We start from the raw sequence: 20,764 nt of genomic DNA, 5'->3' as shown, positions 1-20,764 counted from the left end.
AATTCCCTTAGATGGGTTTTTTCTCCGGCGGCCTTATAAGGGCAATAATCACCACAGATAAGGCCACCACGACGGCGCCGACGATAAAAGGCGCCGAATAGGTCCCTGTGGAGTCTTTGAGCCATCCTCCCACATAGGGGCCGGCAAAGCCGGCCAGTCCCCAGGCCGTGAAGAGCAGGCCGTAATTCGATCCCTGGGCAGTCTGTCCGAAATACTGGAGACATGTTGCCGGGAAGAGCGTGAACATGGCACCGTAATTCCAACCAATGAGAGCGGCCACGGCCCAGAGTGACCAGTATGCCTGCCCCGAAGGATAGAGAAGGGCCATGGCTGCAACCTGGAGAATAAAAACCGTTATGAAGCTGGCCCGGGAGCCCACCTTGTCGGCCACCTGCCCGATGAGTATCCGTGTCGCCGCGTTGGTTATGGCAAGCCAGCTGGCAGCTCCTGCTGCAACCATGGGCTCCAGCCCCTGATCGCGCCCGTGGCCGACAATGTGGCCGATGACCATGAGTCCGGCAAAGGAGCCGCAGAAATAGGCCGCATAGAGAAGCCAGAATTGCGGCGTGCGGTAGGTTTCTTTATGTGTAAAGTCCCGGCTAACGCTCTTTTCATGGCTGTTCTCTCCTTCAGGCGGCGTCCATCCCGCGGGTTTCCAGCCTGCCGGCGGAACCTGGAGACAGAGGGCGGCTATCACCGCCATGATGCCCATGGCAATCCCCACATAGATGAAGACATATCGCCAGCCGATATTTTCAATGATCCATGTAGCCAGCGGCGCCATGATAAAGGAGCCCAATCCCAGTCCCACCACAGCGAATCCCGTGGCCAGAGCCTTTCTATCGGGCCACCACTTGGGGGCCGTTGCTATAGGCGGCAGGTAAATGAGCCCGCCGCCGAAGCCGGAAATGAGTCCATAAGTAAGATAGAGCTGCCACTTCGTCTGGATATAACCGGAGAGAACGAAACCGGTTCCGAGAATGATGCCGCCCGTTATGACTACGATTCGGGGACCGAAGCGGTCGCTCAATTTTCCGGCCGGGAAAGTCATGAGGCCAAAAACGAGACAGGCAATGGCGAAGGCCAGGGCGATATCGGCCCGGTCCCAGCCGAACTCGGCGTTCAGGGGTTTGATAAAGACACTCCAGGCATACAGAAGAGCTCCACAGGTTGTGCTTCCCAGAATGCCGCCTACCAGGGGAATCCAGCGGGGCATGACGGGTGCAGTGTTTTTTACAACATTCATACGATAGCCATCCTTTTTATTTAGTTGTGTAATACATTACCCCCTTTCGGCATAGCTCGATCCTCTGATGATGAAGTCAGGTCCTGGACGCTTATGCCTCTATTTATATGAGAAAGGTGTTTCCGGGAAGATGAAACGCGGAAACAATGTATTAATGTATTAACTATAATACAACTTGATCTGCAGGTAATATGTCAATGAAAATTTAACGATGTTTTCAGAATAACGGTTTCATTAATGAAAAAGGCCGTCAAAACCAGGTTGGTGTGACGGCCCCGCAAGTGAACTGAAGATTCAGAAGGAAGGATAATTTAACGCGCTTCTTTCCATGTGGCTGTATAGATGAAGGGTGTTTCTTTACCCGGTACCGGGGAGTCGGTAACACTGAATTTTCCCTTCAGCCCATGAAGCCCGGCTCCCGCTTCAAAGTGACTCATGGCGATGCCCATGTCAACGCGCTGCAGATCGGACTTCACCATGAAGGAGTTTTCATCATAATCTTTTGTTCTTTTAAGGTAGAAGTGGAACCGGTTTTTATCCCGCTCCTTTAAAATACGCCATGGCTGATAATTCACTGCCGAGGGCGCCATGCGCAGGAATTCCAGGGCCTCGCGGTAAATTCCCGCCTCATCAACAGTCAGCGGTGTTGAAAAATCGCCGTGAAAAAAGATTCTCTGCCAGGCCTTCCGGTTATCGGCGTCCATCTTCCATCGGGCAACCCGCTCGATAACACGCTTTTTCTCAGCCGCATATCCTATGGCCAGAACGGCCGGGACGGTTTCATCGGCGGCGGCGTTGATCCGCCCGGCAAAGGAACTCCTGCTGAAACTACCGCCGAGCCAGCAGCTGTCCAGTCCTAATGATGCGGCTTTGAGGGTGATATTTTCCATGAGGAATCCGTAGTCTTCCAGGTTATGATCTCCTTTTTTCATGGCGCCAATAACAAATCCCGCGGGATTTCTGATAAAGCCATAGGTGCCCAGTCCGCGGAGGTTTTCACTGTCGCCGGGGACCGATGCGGTTATGTCAAATCGAATGTCACTGCCGAAGAGACCGTTTCCAAGGGAGGAAATGTATGATCGCAGTTCCTCTACCGTGGCCGGCTCGATAGATTTTTTTTCATAGGTGCGGCAGGAATATCGTTTCATTATAGCTTCTTTCTCATCAAAATTATTTTTCATATTTTTCCCCTGCTTTGTCAGATTAATATATTATTCTAGAATGTGATATCTTCCTTGTTCAGCTACGTGGTGCCGGTGATGCTTCACGTATCTCCGCCATGGCTTTGATCACTGTTTCCAGTGTATAAAGAGCGGGATTTTTCAGGATTTCCATAATAATATCCAGGTTGAAACTTTTCATGGTGTACCTCCGGTAGATTGTTTTTAAACTTGCAAAGTCATAAAATTCGATAAATATCGAATTGTGAAATCCTAAAAAAAGGTGATTTGTTTATCACCCGCAAAATCAATGCATAGACCTATTCTACGGTAAGAGCCCTGATGATTTCCTCAAGGAGAGGCCTGTTTATACGCGCCGAAAGAAATTTGCCGTTTCTTTCGGTTGTGATAAGGTTCGCGTTAGCCAGCTCCTTAATGTGATGGGAAATGGTAGGCGCACCAATATTCAGTGATCCAATAATATCGGACACAAGACACTGACCACATTCCGTGTCGTACAGGGAATCTTCCTTCTGTGCTATCTCCATAAATAATTCCAGTCTATGGGGATGGGACAGGGCTTTCAGGGCTTTTGATAGTTCTTTAATATCCATATAATTTAAAAATTTAACAATTTGATAAATATCGAATTAAATATGCCATATTTTTATGAAAATGTCAACCATGGCGGGGAATTTTTTTATTTTTTTCGTACGGCCTCCCAGAGTCCACGATGTCCTTCGCGGGTATAAAATCCCTTGATGAAATTGCCGTTTTTATAGTATTTGCCGTAATAACCCTGGGTGAAATAGGTTGAGGAACCAACTCTCGACTGTTCCGCCCTGGTGGTAACGGACCGTGTGAAGCGGATATTGCCGCTGCTGCTGATATAGACGCCCTTCAGGGGTTCGGCAACGCCCCGACCCCAGTGGGGGAACCGGATGGAGCCATAGGCGCGGCCGTCTTTGCTCCAGAGGTAGAGGAAACCCTGGTGGGCGGCTACAATGATATTATACGACCCCAGAAACCGGGTAGGGACAGGCCCTGCTTCCTCCGCCTGTTCCTCGTCGGGCATGAATTCAATGAGTGCTATATCCTTAAGGTTCACAAGGGTGAGAGTGAAGCCCGTTTCTCCTGACAGTGCCTCCTCTCTTTTATTATACTCGCTAGTGCCCTTGCGGCAGACCAGGGTGTTGCCCATGATAAAGAGGGACCGGGCCCGGTAATACTGCGATTCGCTGTTTTTAACAAGACAGGTGCGCGACTGCGTGATTGTGCAGATTACAGCTATAATGAACAGTACCAGTATTATGATCGCGGCCTGGAAGATACGTGACTGCAGAATTTTTTTCAGTTTTTCCATGGTTTCCCTTTAATTGTTTTTACAGTATAGGCGATGCAGGCAGCCCTGTCAACCGCTGAATCACTTTTTCGTCTCCAGTTCGTGGGCTTTGATCCTCGACTTTTCAGCGTCCATGTCATTACCCATATAGTGTTGCAGTTCGGCCAAGAGATGATAGGACTCGGCATCATTGGGGTCCTGCTCCAGTGCTTTCTGTATATGCATGATGGATTTTTCCAGGTAGTATTTTCTGCTCCTGCCGGGCAATTTTCTTGTAAAATAGAGATTGGCCAGGAAAAGGTGGGCTTTCCCGTAATCGGGTTTGACATAGACCAGCTTTTCCAGGGTCTCGGCAGCCCTGTCATATCGGCCCAGATAACGATGCAGTTCATAGAGGTCAAGGTACGCTTCGATCCAGGCAGGATAGGCGGTGATAATTTCATTGTAAAGCAACACTGCCTTTTCATTCTCATGCCTGCGGCGGGCAGCATCGGCCTGGAGGTACAGAGCCCGGCCGTTTTTTTCGCCCACGGTATTGCTAAGCCTGAAATGTTCGTCGGCCTTCAGCCTGTTTTGTCTGCGAAGATAGTGACGGATAAGACAGGCATGGGCCCGCGCATGGGCGGTATCGAGACGCACCGCTTCCTGAAAATGTTCAAAGGCCTTATCGTAATCGGCAAAGTATTCATGGAGCAGGCCGGCGCGGTAATGAATCTCGGGCTGGTCCGGTTTTATGGCCAGGGACCGGGTGAAGTATTCCAGCGCAACTAATTTTTTATCCCGGGTGTCCTGGATCAGGGCGATGATATTGGCAGCCTCGTAGAGCCGGGGATTTTTCCGCAGGGCATTGTCCATATTCTCCAGACAGTAATCAAACATCTCGGCGCGGTACTGCAGCTTTCCCTTTTCAAAGTAATACTGCCACGACTCCCGGAGCAGCGTCGTATCTTTTTCACCGCCGGCGGAAAAAAAAATCGCTACTAAAATTATTATTAAATTACTTGTTGACATATTTCAGGTGTATATTATTTATGTTTTTGTTTTTAACAGTGGTCAGGTAGCTCAGTCGGTAGAGCAGAGGACTGAAAATCCTCGTGTCGGCGGTTCGACTCCGTCCCTGACCACATATTTTTTCCCTTTTGTTTCATCCTATCTTCCGCCCCTGACAAATCAAGTTAATTTTCATTCATTACGCAATCATATATCCTCTTGACAAATTATCCGACAGGCCTATTCTTTGGTTCATACAGGCATGCATGTTGTGTTCCTTTCCCCGCCGGCGGGGATTTTCCGTTATTCCGGCACATTGATATAACAGTTGAGGTAAGAGCGATGATAGATCCGAAAATAATCCGTGATGAAATCGATACGGTCCGTGATGTCCTGATGAAAAGAAACATGAGCGACGTGGTTGATATCGATGAACTGGTGAAGGTGGATGAAGAGCGTCGCCGGCTCATCAGCAGTTCCGATGAATTGCGGGAGAGGCGGAACAAGCTGTCCAAGGAAGTGGGCATGATGAAATCGCGCGGTGAGGACGCTTCGGATAAAATGAAGGAGGTCCAGGGCATTGCTGACGAACTGAAGACCATGGGCGACCGGGTAAACGAACTCAATGATCAATTCACCGACATGCACCTGTCTATTCCCAACATGCTGGATGTATCGGTGCCTGTGGGGAAAAACGATGCTGACAATAAAGTAGTGCGCGAATGGGGGAAAAAACCGGAATTTTCCTTTGAACCGAAGGCCCATTTTGACCTGGGCACTGACCTGAACATACTGGATTTTGAGCGCGGTGTCAAACTGGCCGGGGCCCGCTTCTATGTGTATCGGGGCCTGGCAGCCCAGCTGGAGCGGGCCATTATCAGCTTCATGCTGGACCTGCACACAAAAAATCACGGTTATACAGAGATATTCGGCCCCTTCATCGTGAATGATGAAAGCATGATAGGGACGGGGCAGTATCCTAAATTCAAAGACGAGTATTACCGTATCGACCGTGATGGCCTCTCTCTCATTCCCACGGCCGAGGTACCCCTGACAAACCTGTACCGCGATGAAATTATCGAAGGCAGCGACCTGCCCGTATATGTGACCATGCAGTCCTCGTGCTTCCGCCGTGAAGCAGGCGCAGCCGGCAGGGACACCCGGGGTCTCATCCGCGTACACCAGTTCCAGAAGGTGGAACTGGTGAAGTTCGTTGATCCCGAAACTTCCTTTGATGAGCTCGAGAAGCTTACGGCTAACGCCGAGGAGGTACTCCGGCGCCTCAATATACATTACCGTGTCGTGCTCCTGTGCAGCGGTGATACTTCGGCCTCGTCGGCCAAGACCTACGATATAGAGGTCTGGATGCCGGGGCTGAACCGCTACGTGGAAATATCATCGTGTTCCAATTTTCTCGACTACCAGGCCCGCCGTGCCCGCATACGCTTTAAAAAGGACCAGGCTTCGAAGCCCCAGCATGTTCATACCCTGAACGGCTCGGGCCTTGCCGCCGGCAGGACCCTGGCGGCAGTCATGGAAAATTATCAGACCGCCGACGGACAGATCGAGATACCGGCGGCCCTTAAGCCGTACATGGAACGCCCGGTGTAGCCTGACGTCGAATCTCCCGCGCCATGGACCAGGTAAACGTAGATATCCCCGGCCTCGACTGGATCGACATCAGGCAGAGCCTGTCCCTGTCGCTCCTGCAGCAGCGGCCCGTGAGAATTTCCCAGGGCTGCCGTTTCCTCGAGGAGAATCCCGTATTCATTCCATTGTACCGTGACATGGAGGCTTTTTTTACCGCCTCGGGCGCCGGTTTGCTGTCCTGCGAGGCCGATGACCTGCTTTTTACACCGGGCCGTCTTCAGCAGTGGCGGATTGATATTGACACTGGAAAATTTTCATCGGCCGTGGATATGGTTCTGCTTCTCATGCCCATGCTTTTTTACCGTGAATCCAGGACCGTTCTGCTGTGCCGTGGCGTGACCCACAGCCCCTGGTCATTCCCCACATCATTCATGAAGGAAACCTTCCTGGCAATCCTGGAGGCCACGGGTCATTACGGGAGCGTTCTTCTGCAGCGTTTCGGTTTTTACGGCGCCGGCGGCGGTTCCCTGGAGGCAAAGATATATCCCGCTGAACCGCACCGGGCCCCATCCCTGATCAGGGAAGGGGAAGGTAAAATAACGGGTGTCCGAATATTCATGGCGGGCATCAACATCGAACTGGCGAAAAGGGAAAAAACCCTGCTATGCGAGGAACTGGGCCTGGAAGAGAGCCAGGCGGGCATCATCGATATCCGTGACGCGGTCGGTTTCGGCAACTCGGTGCAGGTCACCGTTGAACAGGGAAATCTTCCCGTAATTATAACCGGGGAGATGCGGATATACAACCATGCCGGGGATTTTGTTTTTGATGAGGAGGAATTCAATCTTACCCTGCGGGAACTGGTGAAGGAGAGCCGGTCTTTCGCCGGGAGCGGGAGATTCCCTGAAACGCTCACGAGAGAGATATGTCCCTACCTGCTTCTCTCCGGTACGGATGTTCCTGATTACCTCATAGGGAACCGGGTCTCATCGACCATGGCGCTGTGCAGTGAATTTATCAATCATCGGCGATATCAAGAAGATCGTTGAGCTGCCTTTTCTTCTGCTTTTCCATGAGCAGATTTTCGTTGACGATAAAGTTGAAAAATTTTGCCGCGTTATTGCTTTTAAATATTTGAATCAGGTCCTGGTTGGCGTTCATGATAAAAATGTTGCCCGGCATCTCCTTGTTCAGCTTCATCAGGTAATTGAGGGCCGTTCCGGTGATGTATCCCACTTCCTCCATGTTCAGGATCACCTGATTGATCTCAGGATTAACTTCTTTGATGGAGGCTTCAATATGGACCGCATCATTGGAATCGATGTCGCCTGTAAGATCGAATATTTTGTAATCGAATTTATTCCGGTATGTCATGGAAAAAGGTTTGGCCATACTATTCTCCGCTGTCGTCCTGCATGTCAATATCGGTGAGGACGCTGTTATTGAAAAGAACCGTCCGCATGGTCCTGAGGCGTTTTTTCAGATCGGCTATTTCTTTCTCTGTCTGCTTTCGTTGTACACCGGAAAGGCCAGTAAGTAAAGACTTTTTTTCATTGAGTTCATCAATAAATAGACGGGTCTGAATCTGTCTTTTGCCCGTGACTGGATTGCGCAGGTTGATGGTGGTAATGGGGACGATACTGAAGCGGGCCGCAACAGATTCGTCATTTTTGTTCAGGTAGAGATTAATAAGAACTGCATCCCGGGTGCTCAGAGCACCCGCGGCGCCGGGCAGGGTAACCTGGCTGCTCTGGTTTGATATAAAATTTCCGATGCTGTAAAATATGAAGCACTGCCGGCCGTCGCTCGTTTGGACTTTTTCCACGGGCTGCAGTACATGGGGATGGTGGCCCACTATGCAGTCAACGCCCGTTTCAAGATATTCCTTCATCAGCTCCGCGTCTCTCTTCAGGGGAGTTGTGGCGTATTCATTCCCGGTATGGACGGTCATGACAAGGTAATCGCAGCGCCCTCGCATGGCCTTGATGTCCCCGATGATTTTTTCCCTGTCATAAAACCAGTTCAGGTAACCGGTCTTTCTTTTCACTGGCATGCCGTAATTCAGCACGCCCGTATATGCGAGAAAACCGATACGGATTCCCCTTACTTCCCGGACCAATCCGGCGCGTGATTCCTCTTCACCGGTATGGGCTCCGACGAAGTCAAGCCCGTACTTCCGCAGGTACGTCATGGTGTCGCCCATGCCCTGTATGGACTGGTCAAGGATATGGTTGTTGGCGATGGTCACCATGGTGAAACCGGCGTTCTTAAGGGCCCCCAGAACATGGGGAGGGCTGTTGAAAATCCAGGGCCTGCTCTGAAAGGGAGGCGATACGGGGAATTCCATGTTTCCCTGGACAATATTGGATTTTTGCATGGCCGGGCGTATTTTTTCGAAGAGGAAATCAAATCCATTGTTATTCAGCGATTCATTGCCCCCATCGGCACTGTTATTGTGCTGGAAAGCCGAATTCTTGACCGGGATATGCATGATTATATCGCCGGCAAAAGTAACTGTTACATCATTCGGGGATGAGGCCCTGCAAAAGAACTGCGATGATGCCGCCATGATTATTATGAAGGCTATGGTCTGTAATCTGATCCGGTTCATTTTCTTATCCTATGCACAGGATATCAGTACGGGTCTCCCTGTCAATAATTGTTTCATCAAAAGGATGTTCCGGAGGAATGAATTGATAGCATCATTCTCACGATTATTATTGCTCCAGCATGGCGCGTTTCAATGTATTTTTGACGCAAAAAAATATTGACAAAATAACACCGGTTTTGTCAATGTTTCTATAGGTAGAAACGTTTCTATTGATAGAAACGTTGGCCAATAAATGTCCGGGTTAAGCTGAACAACTATGAAAGAGATATATCGTCTTGATGAAATAGCGACCGTTTTGGCAGCCACGAAGGACAGGGACCTGGTGGAGGAGTTCCTGAAATCGATTCTGACCGGCAATGAAATCGAGGAGATATCGTCCCGCTGGGAAATCGTGAAACTTCTCAAAACGGGGATGAGTCAACGGAAGATATCGGAAAGGTTGGGTGTCAGCCTCTGCAAGATAACACGCGGCTCGAAGGAACTGAGGGATAATGATTCGGCCATGGATAAAATGGTCGAGAAATTCAATAAAAACTGAGGGGTTTCCCGACAGAGAATCGGTTTCGTCCGCCGTAGTATTTAAGGAAACGCCAATTATAACATTTAAGGAGATTTGACATGTATAAGATTTTTTTAAACGAAGATGAGATGCCACGGCAGTGGTATAACCTGGCCGCGGATCTTCCCTCACCCATGCTTCCGCCCCTGGGACCTGATGGAAACCCTGTCGGACCCGATCAGCTGGCACCGGTATTCCCCATGAACCTGATTGAACAGGAAGTGAGCCAGGAGAGGTGGATCGATATACCCGAACCGGTCCTGGAACTCCTGTACCGCTGGAGGCCTACGCCCCTGCAGCGGGCCATACACCTGGAAAGATACCTGGGAACTCCGGCCAAGATATATTTTAAAAATGAAAGCGTATCCCCGGCGGGCAGCCATAAGCCCAATACGGCCGTGGCACAGGCCTGGTACAACAAGCAATTCGGCATTAAAAAGCTCACTACGGAAACCGGAGCCGGGCAGTGGGGGAGCGCCCTGTCTTTCGCCTGTTCACTGGTAGGACTTGAGTGCAAGGTTTTCATGGTGCGAATCAGTTTTGACCAGAAGCCCTTCAGAAAGGTCATGATGCAGACATGGGGCGGCCAGTGTGTGCCCAGTCCCAGTACTGAAACCCAGGCGGGACGCGACGTGCTGGCCAAGAATCCCGATACGCCGGGAAGCCTGGGCATCGCCATCAGCGAGGCCGTTGAGGCGGCCGTCACCGATACAACGGGGGAGACACGGTATGCCCTGGGAAGCGTGCTCAATCACGTCATGCTGCACCAGACCATCATCGGCCTCGAGGCGAAGAAGCAGTTGGATAAAGCCGGTGTGAAAAAGGTCGACACGGTCATCGGCTGTGCCGGCGGTGGCAGTAACTTCGCGGGAATCGCGTTTCCCTTCGTCAATGACAAGATTCACGGCGCAAAGATAGAGATCATTCCAGTGGAACCCGCATCGTGCCCGACACTGACCAAGGCGCCTTTTGTCTATGACCACGGCGATATTGCCAAAATGACGCCGCTGCTGCCCATGCATTCCCTGGGTCACAGCTTTGTGCCGGAGCCCATACATGCCGGTGGCCTGCGGTATCATGGTATGGCGCCGCTGGTTTCTCAAGCGGTAGTGGAGGGACTCCTCTCGCCCATGGCAATCCAGCAGATGGAATGCTATAAGGCGGCCATGATTTTCGCCCGGACCGAGGGTATCATAGTGGCCCCCGAGACCAGCCACGCCATTGCCGCCACGATACGGAAGGCGCTGGAGGCCAAAGAGGAAGGGAAGGAGAGAGTGATCCTTTTCAACCTGAGCGGTCACGGGCTCATGGACCTCGCCGGTTATGATAAGTACATGCAGGGGCTTCTCGTGGACCACGCCATGCACCAGGATGAAGTGGACGCAGCCCTGAAGGAAATAAGCCATCATCCCGTTGCAGCAAAAAACAGAACGGGGAAATGGTAGGAATGTCAGGGGGTGGTTGCACGACCACCCCCTAACGACCCCCGCGTGCTCGCTGGCCGCGAGGGGCTTTGTCTTTTATCGGCAAGTAACTTGCTTTATGCGGCCTGCGGACGCCTTCATGGCTTGTCCTCGGCCGCAGTCCAGCAGAGAGTACATCCTTGTACTCTCTGACTTGTGGCTGGTTTTTGCTTAATCAGGTGATAAATTCCTGATGGAAGTCAAAGGCTTTTTTGGAAATTGCATCATAGTAATCATAGTAAGGGAAGCGTATGATAGAGCAATATGATAATGAAAAAGGGTACTGTCGCATGCTGGGGCATTATATCGAGTTTCGGTACTGCCGGACCGTGGCGAATGGCCTGCCGTGCAGGAAGGTGCTGGACTGCTGGTTTGAAACCATTGATGTGCGCTCCTTCATGGATGAACATTTTACCTCTGAAGAGCAGGAAAAGATATTCACCCCTCCCATGGATAAAGTGTCCTCAATCCTGGAACTCATTGAGAAGGCCCGGTCGCGCAGTCAGAATGAATAGACTACCAGTTCGCACCTCTTCACCTTAAGCCAAACCCTCTTTTGCTCCGATTGCCCGTCACGATAGAATGTATTTTCGCTTTATAATGATAATGGAATGTAAAATTAGCTTGATAAAAAACAAATGAATTCTACACTGAATCAATGCGGATATAGCACCGTGAATAAATAATTACACGGTTTTCACAATACATCGGCATGTGGCTAACCGGAATGGGAACAGTATATCCAAATCAGAGGTAAAGAAAATGAAAGGTAAAACGGCATTCTTTTTTTTAATGGCGCTGATATTTTCCGGTGCCTTCATCACCTGCGCAAAAAAACAGCACTTCGAGCTTTCCCGGTTTATTTCCGCCGAAACCTGCGGAGGATGCCATGATACCATATACGCCCAATGGAAAAACTCCATGCATAACCAGGCTCATACTGATGAACTGTATAATGCCGTGGCCAAATACTATCTCAAAGGACTTTCCTCGAAAGATGAAATGGCCGAGGCGGAATCCTGCGTTAAGTGCCACACTCCTATCGGCGTTGTTACGGGCTTTCCCCTGAAAACCTCCGATGACCTCAATAAGGCGGGTGACATACCCAGCGAGGGCATTCAGTGCGACTACTGCCATTCAGCTACGGGAGCCGACAAACCATACAATAACGGTATCGTTCTTGACCCGGGACATGGTGATGCCGACCCTGGCGTGAAGCGGGGCCCATTTAAGGATTCGGAGTCCGATTATCATAAATCAGCCTATTCGGCCTTTCATGAAGACGCAAAAATCTGCGGCAACTGTCATGATGTTCGTCACGTGGTCTTCGGAACCAAGCTTGAAACCACCTACGAGGAATGGCAGAACAGTCCTTTTAACTCGAAGGACCCGGCAAAGCGAATAACATGCCAGGGCTGTCATATGTACCAGAGGCCCGGTGTTCCGGCCACGGGTTCGACGGAAAGGCCTGTGAATCCCGGTACGGCCTCGTCGGGTTCCAGGGAACGGCCCCATATCTTCACGCATTATTTCGTCGGGGGCAACAGCTTTCTGGCCCACAATGATGATCCGGGTAAAATGAAACTGGCCGAGGAACGGCTTAAAAATGCCGCTGTGCTTACCATAGATGATTCAGCGGTGAAAAACGGCACTGTTGTTTTTGATATAAAAAATACCGGGGCCGGACATTACCTGCCAACGGGGCTTACAGATACACGTCAGATGTGGCTTGAAATTATTATCCGTGACGCGTCGGGCAAGACCCTGTATGAATCGGGACGTTTGAACAGGGACGGATATATTCCAGCCGGTTCCTTTGTCTACAATACCATATTCGGTGACGGAAAAGGGAACCCTGTTAGGAATATTGCACAGGCCCGGGAGATACTCAAGGATAAACGGGTCCCGCCCGGAGAGTCCCTCAGGGAAATCGTCAAGCTTCCGGCAACGGCATCAAAAAATATATCAATAGAAGTAAGGCTTTTATACCGGCTGGCAGCACAGGAACTGGTTGATGAGATTCTCGGAAAAGGAAAGATGAAACTGCCGGTGGTAACCATGGCCGAGACAAAGAAATCCGTGAAATTATAAATAGCTATATTCCGGTCAGTTATATGCGGAGAATTATGAAAAGAAATATTTGTTTTATACTCATCGCTTTTCTTGTAAGTGTCATACCTCTGTACGCGCAGGAAAAAGATTCCGGCAACTCATTGAAAAGTAATTCTCCCGTAGATAAAAAAGGAGTTGGAAAGGCATCGGACGTTTCGGTAAAAGAACTTATGCGCGTCGGGAAAATCAAGTATATGAATTCCTGTTTCAGGGAGGCCGGCGACTGTTTCCGCGACGTTGTTGCCAGGGAGCCCGAAAACGGTGAAGCCTGGCATTTTCTCGGCGGGGTCATGCATCACCTGGGTCAGTATGATGCGGCCATTGAATATTACACAAAGGCCATAAAGCTCGATCCTGCAGCCTACCATTCCTTCCATAATCGCGGACTTTCCAGGCATTATGGCGCCCAGTATGACAGCGCCATACAGGACTATTCCCAGGCCATTGAACTCAACCGTGATTATTTCAAGTCATGGTATTTCCGGGGCCTTGCCTATCTTGAGAAAGGGGAATATGCCAGGGCCGTCGAGGATTTCAATGTGGCGCTGCTCATGCAGCCTCATAATCATAAGGCATGGTATCTCAAGGGGTATGCACGGTATAAAATGGGCGACGCGCAAGCGGCTTCGGGCGATTACATGCAGGCACTGCGCCTGGCCAACCAGGCCCTGCCGGAATATAGCAGCGAAAACAATCCCTACCTTATAAACCGGAAAGGGGGAGGCTCTACTTCCGATGAAAGGGAAAAGGCCCGGGCAAAATCCTTCTGAGACTCAGCTCTCCTTTCCCTGCTTCAGTTTCCGTATATAGGCCTTCCATACCGGAGGAGCGAATATCGACACACTGTGGGCCATTCTGCTCATATCATTTTTCGGTTCTCCCAGCATTTCAATCAGCCTGTTGAAAATTTCGGGAATATTGCCGCCGGTGATGGCATCGCCATGAGCCGGCAGGATTGTTTCTATGTCCAGGGAGACCAGCTTTTCATAGGAATGCCGCATCGTACCATGAAAAAATACGGGGATGGGGAGGTTGATCTTCCCGTTTTTATTGATGAGACAGTCGCCGGCATAGAGGAGCCGGGCGCTCCTGTTGTAGAGCACCAGATCGTGGAGGGTGTGGCCCGGCACATGGAAAACCTGCCAGTCATCGAAACCGGGAAGTCTGTCGCCGTCCTGAAGAATATGGAAGGCCCCGACATGCCTGCTGGAGAGAATTCTCTGAAAGGATATCCTGTCTGCGGCCCTGACGTAATGAGCCAGGGCACAGTCGATTTTATGCTGAATGAATCCCGATATGCCCCGGTACCACTGGTCGATGAGGGGATGTGCAGCGATGGGAATGCCGAAAAGTTTTCTCATTTCTATGGCTCCTCCGGCATGGTCGGGATGAATATGCGTGGCGACGCAGAGCCTGATTTCTGTTACGGGCCGATGCAGTTTCGTTTCGCAGAATTTCTTTATTCGTTGCGTGTCACTGATGGTGCCGCCGTCCAGGAGCAGTATTTTATCGGGATATTCTGCCAGAAAGATGGTGGAGATGTAGCCGTGAATCGTGTGGATGGTGAAGCTCTTTTTTTTCATGGATTCCGCTTCCAGGGAAATGTTGCTTTTGCTTTACTGTCTTCGCCGGGCCTTTATCAGACCCTCCTGACGGAAAGCATTGCCCGGTAAATTCAGGTAATTGCTTGACATCAGAATTTTATCGGATAGGATAAGAACACTGTGCGGCAATAGCAAGATATTTTCCGGTATTCCCGACAAAATAATCATTCAATTAGAGAGGAAGTGAGCATTGAAAAAGACAATTTACTCCCTGGTCGGTATTGTTTGTGTTCTTCTCGTAATTACGGCGCTCAGGGATTCTCCCATCGATGCCGTAGCCTATGATCCTCCCCAAAAACGGTCCATGGAAGGAGTTCTGAAAGAAAATGACAGACTTAAAAAGGCCGAGATTCTCATGGCCGGGAAGATCAACGGGCCCGAGGATGTGGATGTGGATGGCAGGGGGCGCATATACGGCGGGACCCGCGATGGGAAGATCATCCGCCTCCTTCCCGATGGGAAGATAGAGGAATTCGTTTCTGGCCTGGGCCGTCCCCTGGGCCTTCATTTCGATGCCCTGGGTAATCTCATTGTCTGTGATGCTTATAAAGGTCTTCTCTCCATCGATCCGGCCGGTAAGGTGACGGTACTGGCCACGGAAGCCCAGGGTGTTCAATTCCGGTTTACCGATGATTGCGATATCGCCTCGGACGGCATTATATATTTTACCGATGCATCCGATACCTTCACTGTGGATGAGTATATGCTGGACATGATGGAGTCGCGTCCTCATGGCAGGCTTCTATCCTATGATCCCGCGACAAAGCGCGTTGTCGTTCTGGTAAAGGACCTGTATTTCGCCAACGGCGTGGCCTTGTCTAAAAATGAGGATTTCGTCCTGGTGAACGAAACATACCGATATCGTATAACGCGATACTGGCTCAAAGGGAGAAAAAAGGGAGCCAGGGATATTTTCATCGACAACCTGCCGGGATTTCCCGACGGTGTATCATCGAACCGGAGAGGGTCCTTCTGGGTCGCCCTTTTTACTGTGCGCAACGATATAGCGGACTTGATTCATCCCTTTCCATGGATAAAATCTTTAATGGCACGTATGCCCGCCGCGCTGTGGCCGAAACCGGAGCCGTATGCCTTTGTGCTGAGGCTGGATGAAGAGGGGAATATCGTTGAAAGTCTGCAGGACCCGTCGGGATTGCCTCTCTATGAAATAACCTCGGCGCAGGAGCATGGAGGATATCTCTACCTGGGGAGTCTGCATAACGACAGAATCGGCCGGTACCGGCTGGCAGAATGATCCGGCGCGGTATTGAGATATATGTGGCCGGATAACCGGGAATAAACCTTCAAGCAGGGGAAGATACGCCATGGAAAAACTATTTTATCCCGATTCAATTGGAATTTATGGACTGTCCTCCAAGGTGGAGAATATTCCCCGCCTCATCCTGGAAAATCTCATACGGTGGGGATACGGCGGACGGATTTTCGGCATTCATCCCTCGGGCGAGGAACTCCATGTAAACGGCATAAAAATGTATCGCAGGGTGGAGGAGCTCCCCGACGTGCCCGATCTCGTAGTCGCCTTGATCCCTGCCCGTTTCGTTCCCTCGGTTATAGAAGAATGCGGCAAGGCCGGTGTTTCCTGGATGGCCATACCGTCGGGCGGGTTCAATGAATTCGGCGAGGAAGGGAAGAAACTTGCCGAACAGGCCATGGCAAATGCCCAGAAATACGGGGTTCGCTTCATGGGACCAAATGCGCTGACAGTGGCGAACACGGCGAATGGTCTGTGCATACCCTTTGTGCCCTCGTACAGTCCGCCCCAGGGCGGATTTTCCCTTATAACGCAGAGCGGCGGGGTGGGCCTCATGCTCTGGAATCTCATGTCCGACGAGAATGTGGGCCTGGCCAAGTTTGCCAGCATCGGGAACAAGCTCGATGTGGACGAGGTGGAGATACTGGAGTATTTTGGCCGGGACCCCGAGACGAGAGTCATCGGCATGTACCTGGAAAGCATTCCCCGGGGTAGGGAACTCATTGAGGCCGCTTCCCGAATAAATAAGCCTGTCATTATTCTCAAAGCCAACACCTCCGAGGCGGGAAGGCGGGCGGCCATGAGTCACACCGCGGCCCTGAGCAACAATGATTCCATCGTGTCATCGGGGTTCGAGCGTGCCGGGATAATACGTATTTTCAATTATGCCGATTTTATATCAGTGGCCAAGGCATTCGAAATGCCTCCCATGATGGGAAACCGTATTATGGTCATGAGCCCCGCCGGGGGATTCACAGTCATGATGGCCGATTTCTGCGAAAAGAATGGTTTTGAATTCGCCGATCCGGGTCAGGAATTTTACGAGGGGCTGCAAAAGTTCTCTAATGCCGGTGTCATAAAGTTTTCAAATCCCCTTGATATGGGTGATATCTATGATATCGACATGTACAAGCACATATTCTTCTCAGTTATGCATAATGAAGAGGTGGACGGGGCCATATTCGTGAGCCAGTGGCCTCATATGCCTAAAGGTGACGATGTGTTCTACCGCATGTTCCATACGGATCTCTCCAATGAGGCCATCGGAAGCATTCTCTCGTCGGGAAAGCCCATGGGAACCTGCCTTTTCGGGCTGTCGAAGACCATTTCCATGATAAAGCAAAGCCTCAATATGCCCATATTTAACACACCGGAGGAAATGATAACGGCCCTGCGGCGGCAGAAGGATTTCTACGCCCACAAGTCGCGCTGCGGGGACGAGATCAGAATTCCAACCGGCATCAATGACAGAGCCGCCGAGTCATGGATTCAGGAGCGCAGCGGCAATATCGGAGAGGAGGCCCTGGAGCTTCTCGGGCTTTACGGAATCCCGACTGCACCCTCCTGCACAGCTGTCACCGCGGACGAGGCCGTGATTGCGGCGGAAAGGCTCGGATATCCCGTGGTCATGAAGGTCATGTCCCCCGAAGCCCTGCATAAATCCGATGCCGGGGGCGTCATTGTCGGAATCAAAGATGAGGCCGAAACTACTGCTGCCTATAATACTATCAGGGATAACCTTTCCCGCTATAACGGTAAGGCGCGGTTTGAAGGGGTGCGGATAATGCAAATGGCCGGTGACGGGTATGATATGTTTATCGGTGGCAACTATGATGAGTCCTTCGGCCCCGTGGCCTTTTTTGGTCTTGGCGGCATATATATTGAAGTATTCCGCGACGTGCAGAATATTCTCTGTCCCTCATGCCAGGAGGAGATAATGGAAAAACTGAAGGGCCTCAAGTCCCATGCAATCCTGCAGGGGACCCGGGGGAGGAGCGCGGGAAATATCCCCGCTTACGTGGATCTCATTGAACGGGTTTCGCACCTCCTGGCGCGCTTCCCTCAGATCCGTGAAATGGACCTTAATCCCGTGAGGGTTCTCTCCGACGGTTCCGGAGTGATCGTTCTCGATGCGAGAATCCGCATTGAACAATAGGAATGAATGTGAATGACATGCTGATCAAAAAATATTTTATGCGGAGGATTTATGGATTTGCATCTGAAGGATAAACGGGCGCTTGTCTGCGGAGCCAGTAAAGGGCTCGGTTATGCCGTAGCGCGGTCACTTCTGGAGGAAGGAGTCCGGGTGGTAATCGCGGCACGGACTGGCGATGTTTTGGATAAAGCTGCCGATTCCCTAAAAGAGGAAACCGGTGTAAGGCCCTTCCCCGTGGCGGCCGATCTCACAAGAAGCGAGGACCGTGAGCGCCTCGTGGAACTTGCTCAGAAAGAGCTGGGCGGCGTCGATATTCTCGTGGCCAATGCCGGCGGCCCTCCCACGGGAACATTTGAAAGCTTCGGGCAGAAGCACTGGCAGCTCGCCATTGAACTGGCCCTGGGGTCAGTGACACATCTCACGGCTCTCTTGCTTCCCGCCATGAAGGAGCAGCGCTTTGGTCGGATCACCCAGATCGTGTCTATAGCCGGACTGGAGGTCCTGGACGGGCTCATTCTCTCCCATGCATCGCGGCCCGCCGTTCTCGGTTTCGCCAAGGCTCTTGCCCGGGAAGTGGCCCCATTCAATGTGCTGGTGAACAGCATCTGTCCCGGAATTTTTCTTACAGACCGGATCAGGGATATCGCCAGGCAGCAGGCGGATCAGAGGGGCATAACCGGGGACCAGTTTCTGAAGGAATTCTCCGGTGATATACCGGTAGGGCGTCCCGGTGATCCGCGGGAATTGGGAGACCTGGCGGCATTTCTTTCATCGCCGCGCAATACGTATATTACGGGAGCGGCCGTGACCATAGACGGGGGAAAAACACGGCGCCTTTATTAGGCGCCGTTGCCACTGTATTCTATCGGTATTGCACGAAAAACCTTATTCAACCTCGAACGGATTATCTTCGCTTTAATACCTCTCTTTGCCATGAATATAAAATGCCCTGTTAAGCACCGGTTTTTTTTTGAAATGCTTTTAAAAAAATGGAACCGACGTCCTTCAATCGGGGTTGAGTTTCATGAAGTCCGGAGTGGCGGAGCGCGGAGAGGTCCGTCAGGAATCGCCGGCACCCCGGTTTAGAAATTCGGGGTGGTATACTTATGAAAAAACTGACGGTACCCATGCTGGTCTGCGTGGCAATCTTTGTGGCGGGCTGTGCCGGTTACACGTCCGATTCCGACGACGAAGGTTTTATCGAATTTGATTTTGATACGGTTTATGAACTGGTGTCGGAAAAAAAATTCGATCTGACATTGTCCGGTGCTGTTTCCGCTACTCTCACCGGCAGTGGTGAGGCGTGCCTGGCCGTGGGTTTTAACGGTGAGGCCGTTGACGATGAAGAAGATTATTTCGGCTTCGCCGCAATGAATAGTGATAATACTTTCAATCTGAAGGTATTCTTTGAAATTCCCGACGGATCGACCGCGACAGGAGATGTTCTGAAGGCTCACGATGAATATAATGCAGTGCTCCGGTACGGTGATGTCATATACCAGGAGCCTGTCTCGGACCTGGACATTACCATAATAAAAAATACATCATCAAGGTATACCATAATCATCAATGAAAATATCGAACTGGGAAGTCCTTCAGCGGTCACTATCAGCGCAAATGATTATGTGGTAGTACAGATGTATTAAAAATCGGAAAAGGTGTAGTTGATGCTGAATGTAAAATGGATCGGTTCAACAGGGACGGTATTTGTTCTCATGCTGGCATTGCTTTCCTGTGGAAAAAATGATCTTTATGATGCGGGAAAAATCAGTTTGGAGACGGTAGTTGCGGCAGGCGGTTCTTTCACAGAAGGGTATACGGGCGTTGAGGACATTCTGAGAACGGTTACTCTCACAAAGAATCTCCATGTAGGGAAATATGAGATTACTTACTACCAGTGGATGACTATTAAAAACTGGGCAGGCGATCATGATTATGGGTTCTATTCATCGGGCTACCAGGGAAGCGACAGTGACCATGCCAACGATGATCATCCCGTTACCTATATCACATGGCGGGACTGCATTGCCTGGTGCAACGCTCTTTCAGAAAATGAAGGACTGACTCCCTGTTACTATACCAGTGCTTTGCAGGATAAGATATTCCGGGATGCATCCATATATGCCTACGATGAGGATGATGATTATTATGAAGAAGAGGAGGATTATGACCGGGATATTTCCAATGACTGTGTAAACTGGAATGCTGATGGGTACCGACTTCTTACCGGGGCCGAGTGGGAATACGCAGCGCGGAATGGCGGGACATCGCAGGGAGATGAATTCAGCGGATATGTGGATGGCAGCCAGGCTCTGGGAGATTATTGCTGGTATAGTGGGAATTCCGGGGGCTACACTCATGAAGTGGGCAAAAAAAATCAAAATAGCCTGGGGCTTTACGACATGACGGGCAATGTCATGGAATGGTGCTGGGATTGGAAGGAAGACTGGACCACCGAAAGTGTGACCGATCCCCAGGGGCCTGATACCGGTTCATCCAGGTCGATCAGGGGAGGCGCCTTTTATCATCTTCCCTTCGATGCCTCAGTGACTTACAGTGATCTGCTCAAGTCATTGCTTACGTCATACCGCGAATGCGCCGGACCGGCCTACGGTGAGGACGGTCTTGGCTTCCGGATCTGTAGGATCAGCGAATAATG

The 20,764-nt window shown here is 50.8% G+C and carries 20 protein-coding genes and 1 tRNA gene; 13 read left to right on the top strand and 8 right to left on the bottom strand.

From position 1 onward, the window contains the following. Window positions 1-7 precede the first annotated feature (7 nt). The 5 genes from CVV44_15705 to CVV44_15685 form a co-directional block, all read right to left on the bottom strand. The gene (locus CVV44_15705) at window positions 8-1,216 is read right to left on the bottom strand and encodes an MFS transporter (GenBank protein ID PKL37871.1); all 1,209 of its coding nucleotides are present in this window, start codon (window positions 1,214-1,216) and stop codon (window positions 8-10) included. 341 nt (window positions 1,217-1,557) lie between these two features. Beyond that, window positions 1,558-2,427 (bottom strand): nitroreductase, encoded by an 870-nt coding sequence (locus tag CVV44_15700; protein PKL37780.1) that lies wholly within the window; start codon window positions 2,425-2,427, stop codon window positions 1,558-1,560. A gap of 299 nt (window positions 2,428-2,726) precedes the next feature. Further along, window positions 2,727-3,020: a transcriptional regulator gene (locus tag CVV44_15695; protein ID PKL37779.1), complete on the bottom strand. Its 294-nt coding sequence runs from the start codon at window positions 3,018-3,020 to the stop codon at window positions 2,727-2,729. An 86-nt stretch (window positions 3,021-3,106) separates the two neighbouring features. Next, entirely contained in the window at window positions 3,107-3,769 is a 663-nt protein-coding gene (locus tag CVV44_15690) for a hypothetical protein (GenBank protein ID PKL37778.1), read from the bottom strand. Window positions 3,770-3,829: 60 nt separating this feature from the next. Then, complete coding sequence (locus CVV44_15685) at window positions 3,830-4,759, bottom strand: hypothetical protein (GenBank protein PKL37777.1); 930 nt, start codon at window positions 4,757-4,759, stop codon at window positions 3,830-3,832. A gap of 40 nt (window positions 4,760-4,799) precedes the next feature. Between CVV44_15685 and CVV44_15680 the strand changes: the two genes are divergently transcribed. From CVV44_15680 to CVV44_15670, 3 genes are all read left to right on the top strand, one after another. Continuing rightward, window positions 4,800-4,872 (top strand) — tRNA-Phe (locus CVV44_15680). 208 nt (window positions 4,873-5,080) lie between these two features. Further along, the gene (locus CVV44_15675; protein ID PKL37776.1) at window positions 5,081-6,349 is read left to right on the top strand and encodes a serine--tRNA ligase; all 1,269 of its coding nucleotides are present in this window, start codon (window positions 5,081-5,083) and stop codon (window positions 6,347-6,349) included. 23 nt (window positions 6,350-6,372) lie between these two features. Continuing rightward, window positions 6,373-7,377, top strand: coding sequence for a hypothetical protein (locus tag CVV44_15670; protein PKL37775.1), 1,005 nt, complete (start codon window positions 6,373-6,375; stop codon window positions 7,375-7,377). Here CVV44_15670 and CVV44_15665 read toward each other — a convergent pair. Beyond that, window positions 7,346-7,720, bottom strand: a complete 375-nt coding sequence (locus CVV44_15665) for a hypothetical protein (protein PKL37774.1) — start codon at window positions 7,718-7,720, stop codon at window positions 7,346-7,348. The genes CVV44_15670 and CVV44_15665 overlap by 32 nt on opposite strands. 1 nt (window position 7,721) lies before the next feature. Then, a complete protein-coding gene (locus CVV44_15660; protein ID PKL37773.1) occupies window positions 7,722-8,939 on the bottom strand; it encodes a hypothetical protein in 1,218 nt (405 codons plus the stop codon). Between the two features lie 256 nt (window positions 8,940-9,195). Here CVV44_15660 and CVV44_15655 point away from each other — a divergent pair, with 256 nt between their 5' ends. The 5 genes from CVV44_15655 to CVV44_15635 all read left to right on the top strand — a co-directional run bounded on the left by CVV44_15655 (window position 9,196) and on the right by CVV44_15635 (window position 13,843). After that, window positions 9,196-9,477, top strand: coding sequence for a transcriptional regulator (locus CVV44_15655; GenBank protein ID PKL37772.1), 282 nt, complete (start codon window positions 9,196-9,198; stop codon window positions 9,475-9,477). Window positions 9,478-9,557: 80 nt separating this feature from the next. Next, window positions 9,558-10,943 (top strand): TrpB-like pyridoxal phosphate-dependent enzyme, encoded by a 1,386-nt coding sequence (locus CVV44_15650; protein PKL37771.1) that lies wholly within the window; start codon window positions 9,558-9,560, stop codon window positions 10,941-10,943. Window positions 10,944-11,212: 269 nt separating this feature from the next. After that, entirely contained in the window at window positions 11,213-11,476 is a 264-nt protein-coding gene (locus tag CVV44_15645) for a hypothetical protein (GenBank protein PKL37770.1), read from the top strand. A gap of 247 nt (window positions 11,477-11,723) precedes the next feature. Next, a complete protein-coding gene (locus tag CVV44_15640) occupies window positions 11,724-13,052 on the top strand; it encodes a cytochrome c554 family protein (GenBank protein ID PKL37769.1) in 1,329 nt (442 codons plus the stop codon). A gap of 23 nt (window positions 13,053-13,075) precedes the next feature. After that, window positions 13,076-13,843, top strand: a complete 768-nt coding sequence (locus CVV44_15635; GenBank protein ID PKL37768.1) for a hypothetical protein — start codon at window positions 13,076-13,078, stop codon at window positions 13,841-13,843. A 3-nt stretch (window positions 13,844-13,846) separates the two neighbouring features. Here CVV44_15635 and CVV44_15630 read toward each other — a convergent pair whose 3' ends face one another. Beyond that, a complete protein-coding gene (locus tag CVV44_15630; protein PKL37767.1) occupies window positions 13,847-14,656 on the bottom strand; it encodes a Zn-dependent hydrolase in 810 nt (269 codons plus the stop codon). Window positions 14,657-14,879: 223 nt separating this feature from the next. Here CVV44_15630 and CVV44_15625 point away from each other — a divergent pair, with 223 nt between their 5' ends. The 5 genes from CVV44_15625 to CVV44_15605 all read left to right on the top strand — a co-directional run bounded on the left by CVV44_15625 (window position 14,880) and on the right by CVV44_15605 (window position 20,762). Further along, window positions 14,880-15,932, top strand: a complete 1,053-nt coding sequence (locus CVV44_15625) for a gluconolactonase (protein ID PKL37870.1) — start codon at window positions 14,880-14,882, stop codon at window positions 15,930-15,932. Window positions 15,933-16,002: 70 nt separating this feature from the next. Further along, complete coding sequence (locus tag CVV44_15620) at window positions 16,003-18,105, top strand: hypothetical protein (GenBank protein ID PKL37766.1); 2,103 nt, start codon at window positions 16,003-16,005, stop codon at window positions 18,103-18,105. A 51-nt stretch (window positions 18,106-18,156) separates the two neighbouring features. Then, complete coding sequence (locus CVV44_15615; GenBank protein PKL37765.1) at window positions 18,157-18,948, top strand: hypothetical protein; 792 nt, start codon at window positions 18,157-18,159, stop codon at window positions 18,946-18,948. Window positions 18,949-19,211: 263 nt separating this feature from the next. Continuing rightward, window positions 19,212-19,751, top strand: coding sequence for a hypothetical protein (locus tag CVV44_15610; protein PKL37764.1), 540 nt, complete (start codon window positions 19,212-19,214; stop codon window positions 19,749-19,751). 21 nt (window positions 19,752-19,772) lie between these two features. Further along, window positions 19,773-20,762, top strand: coding sequence for a hypothetical protein (locus CVV44_15605; GenBank protein ID PKL37763.1), 990 nt, complete (start codon window positions 19,773-19,775; stop codon window positions 20,760-20,762). Window positions 20,763-20,764: the final 2 nt, after the last annotated feature.

It is taken from the genome of Spirochaetae bacterium HGW-Spirochaetae-1, from assembly GCA_002839375.1.
Taxonomy (GTDB): domain Bacteria; phylum Spirochaetota; class UBA4802; order UBA4802; family UBA5550; genus PGXY01.
Note: the sequence above shows the minus strand (reverse complement) of the source record. Positions and strands in the feature narration are given on the sequence as shown.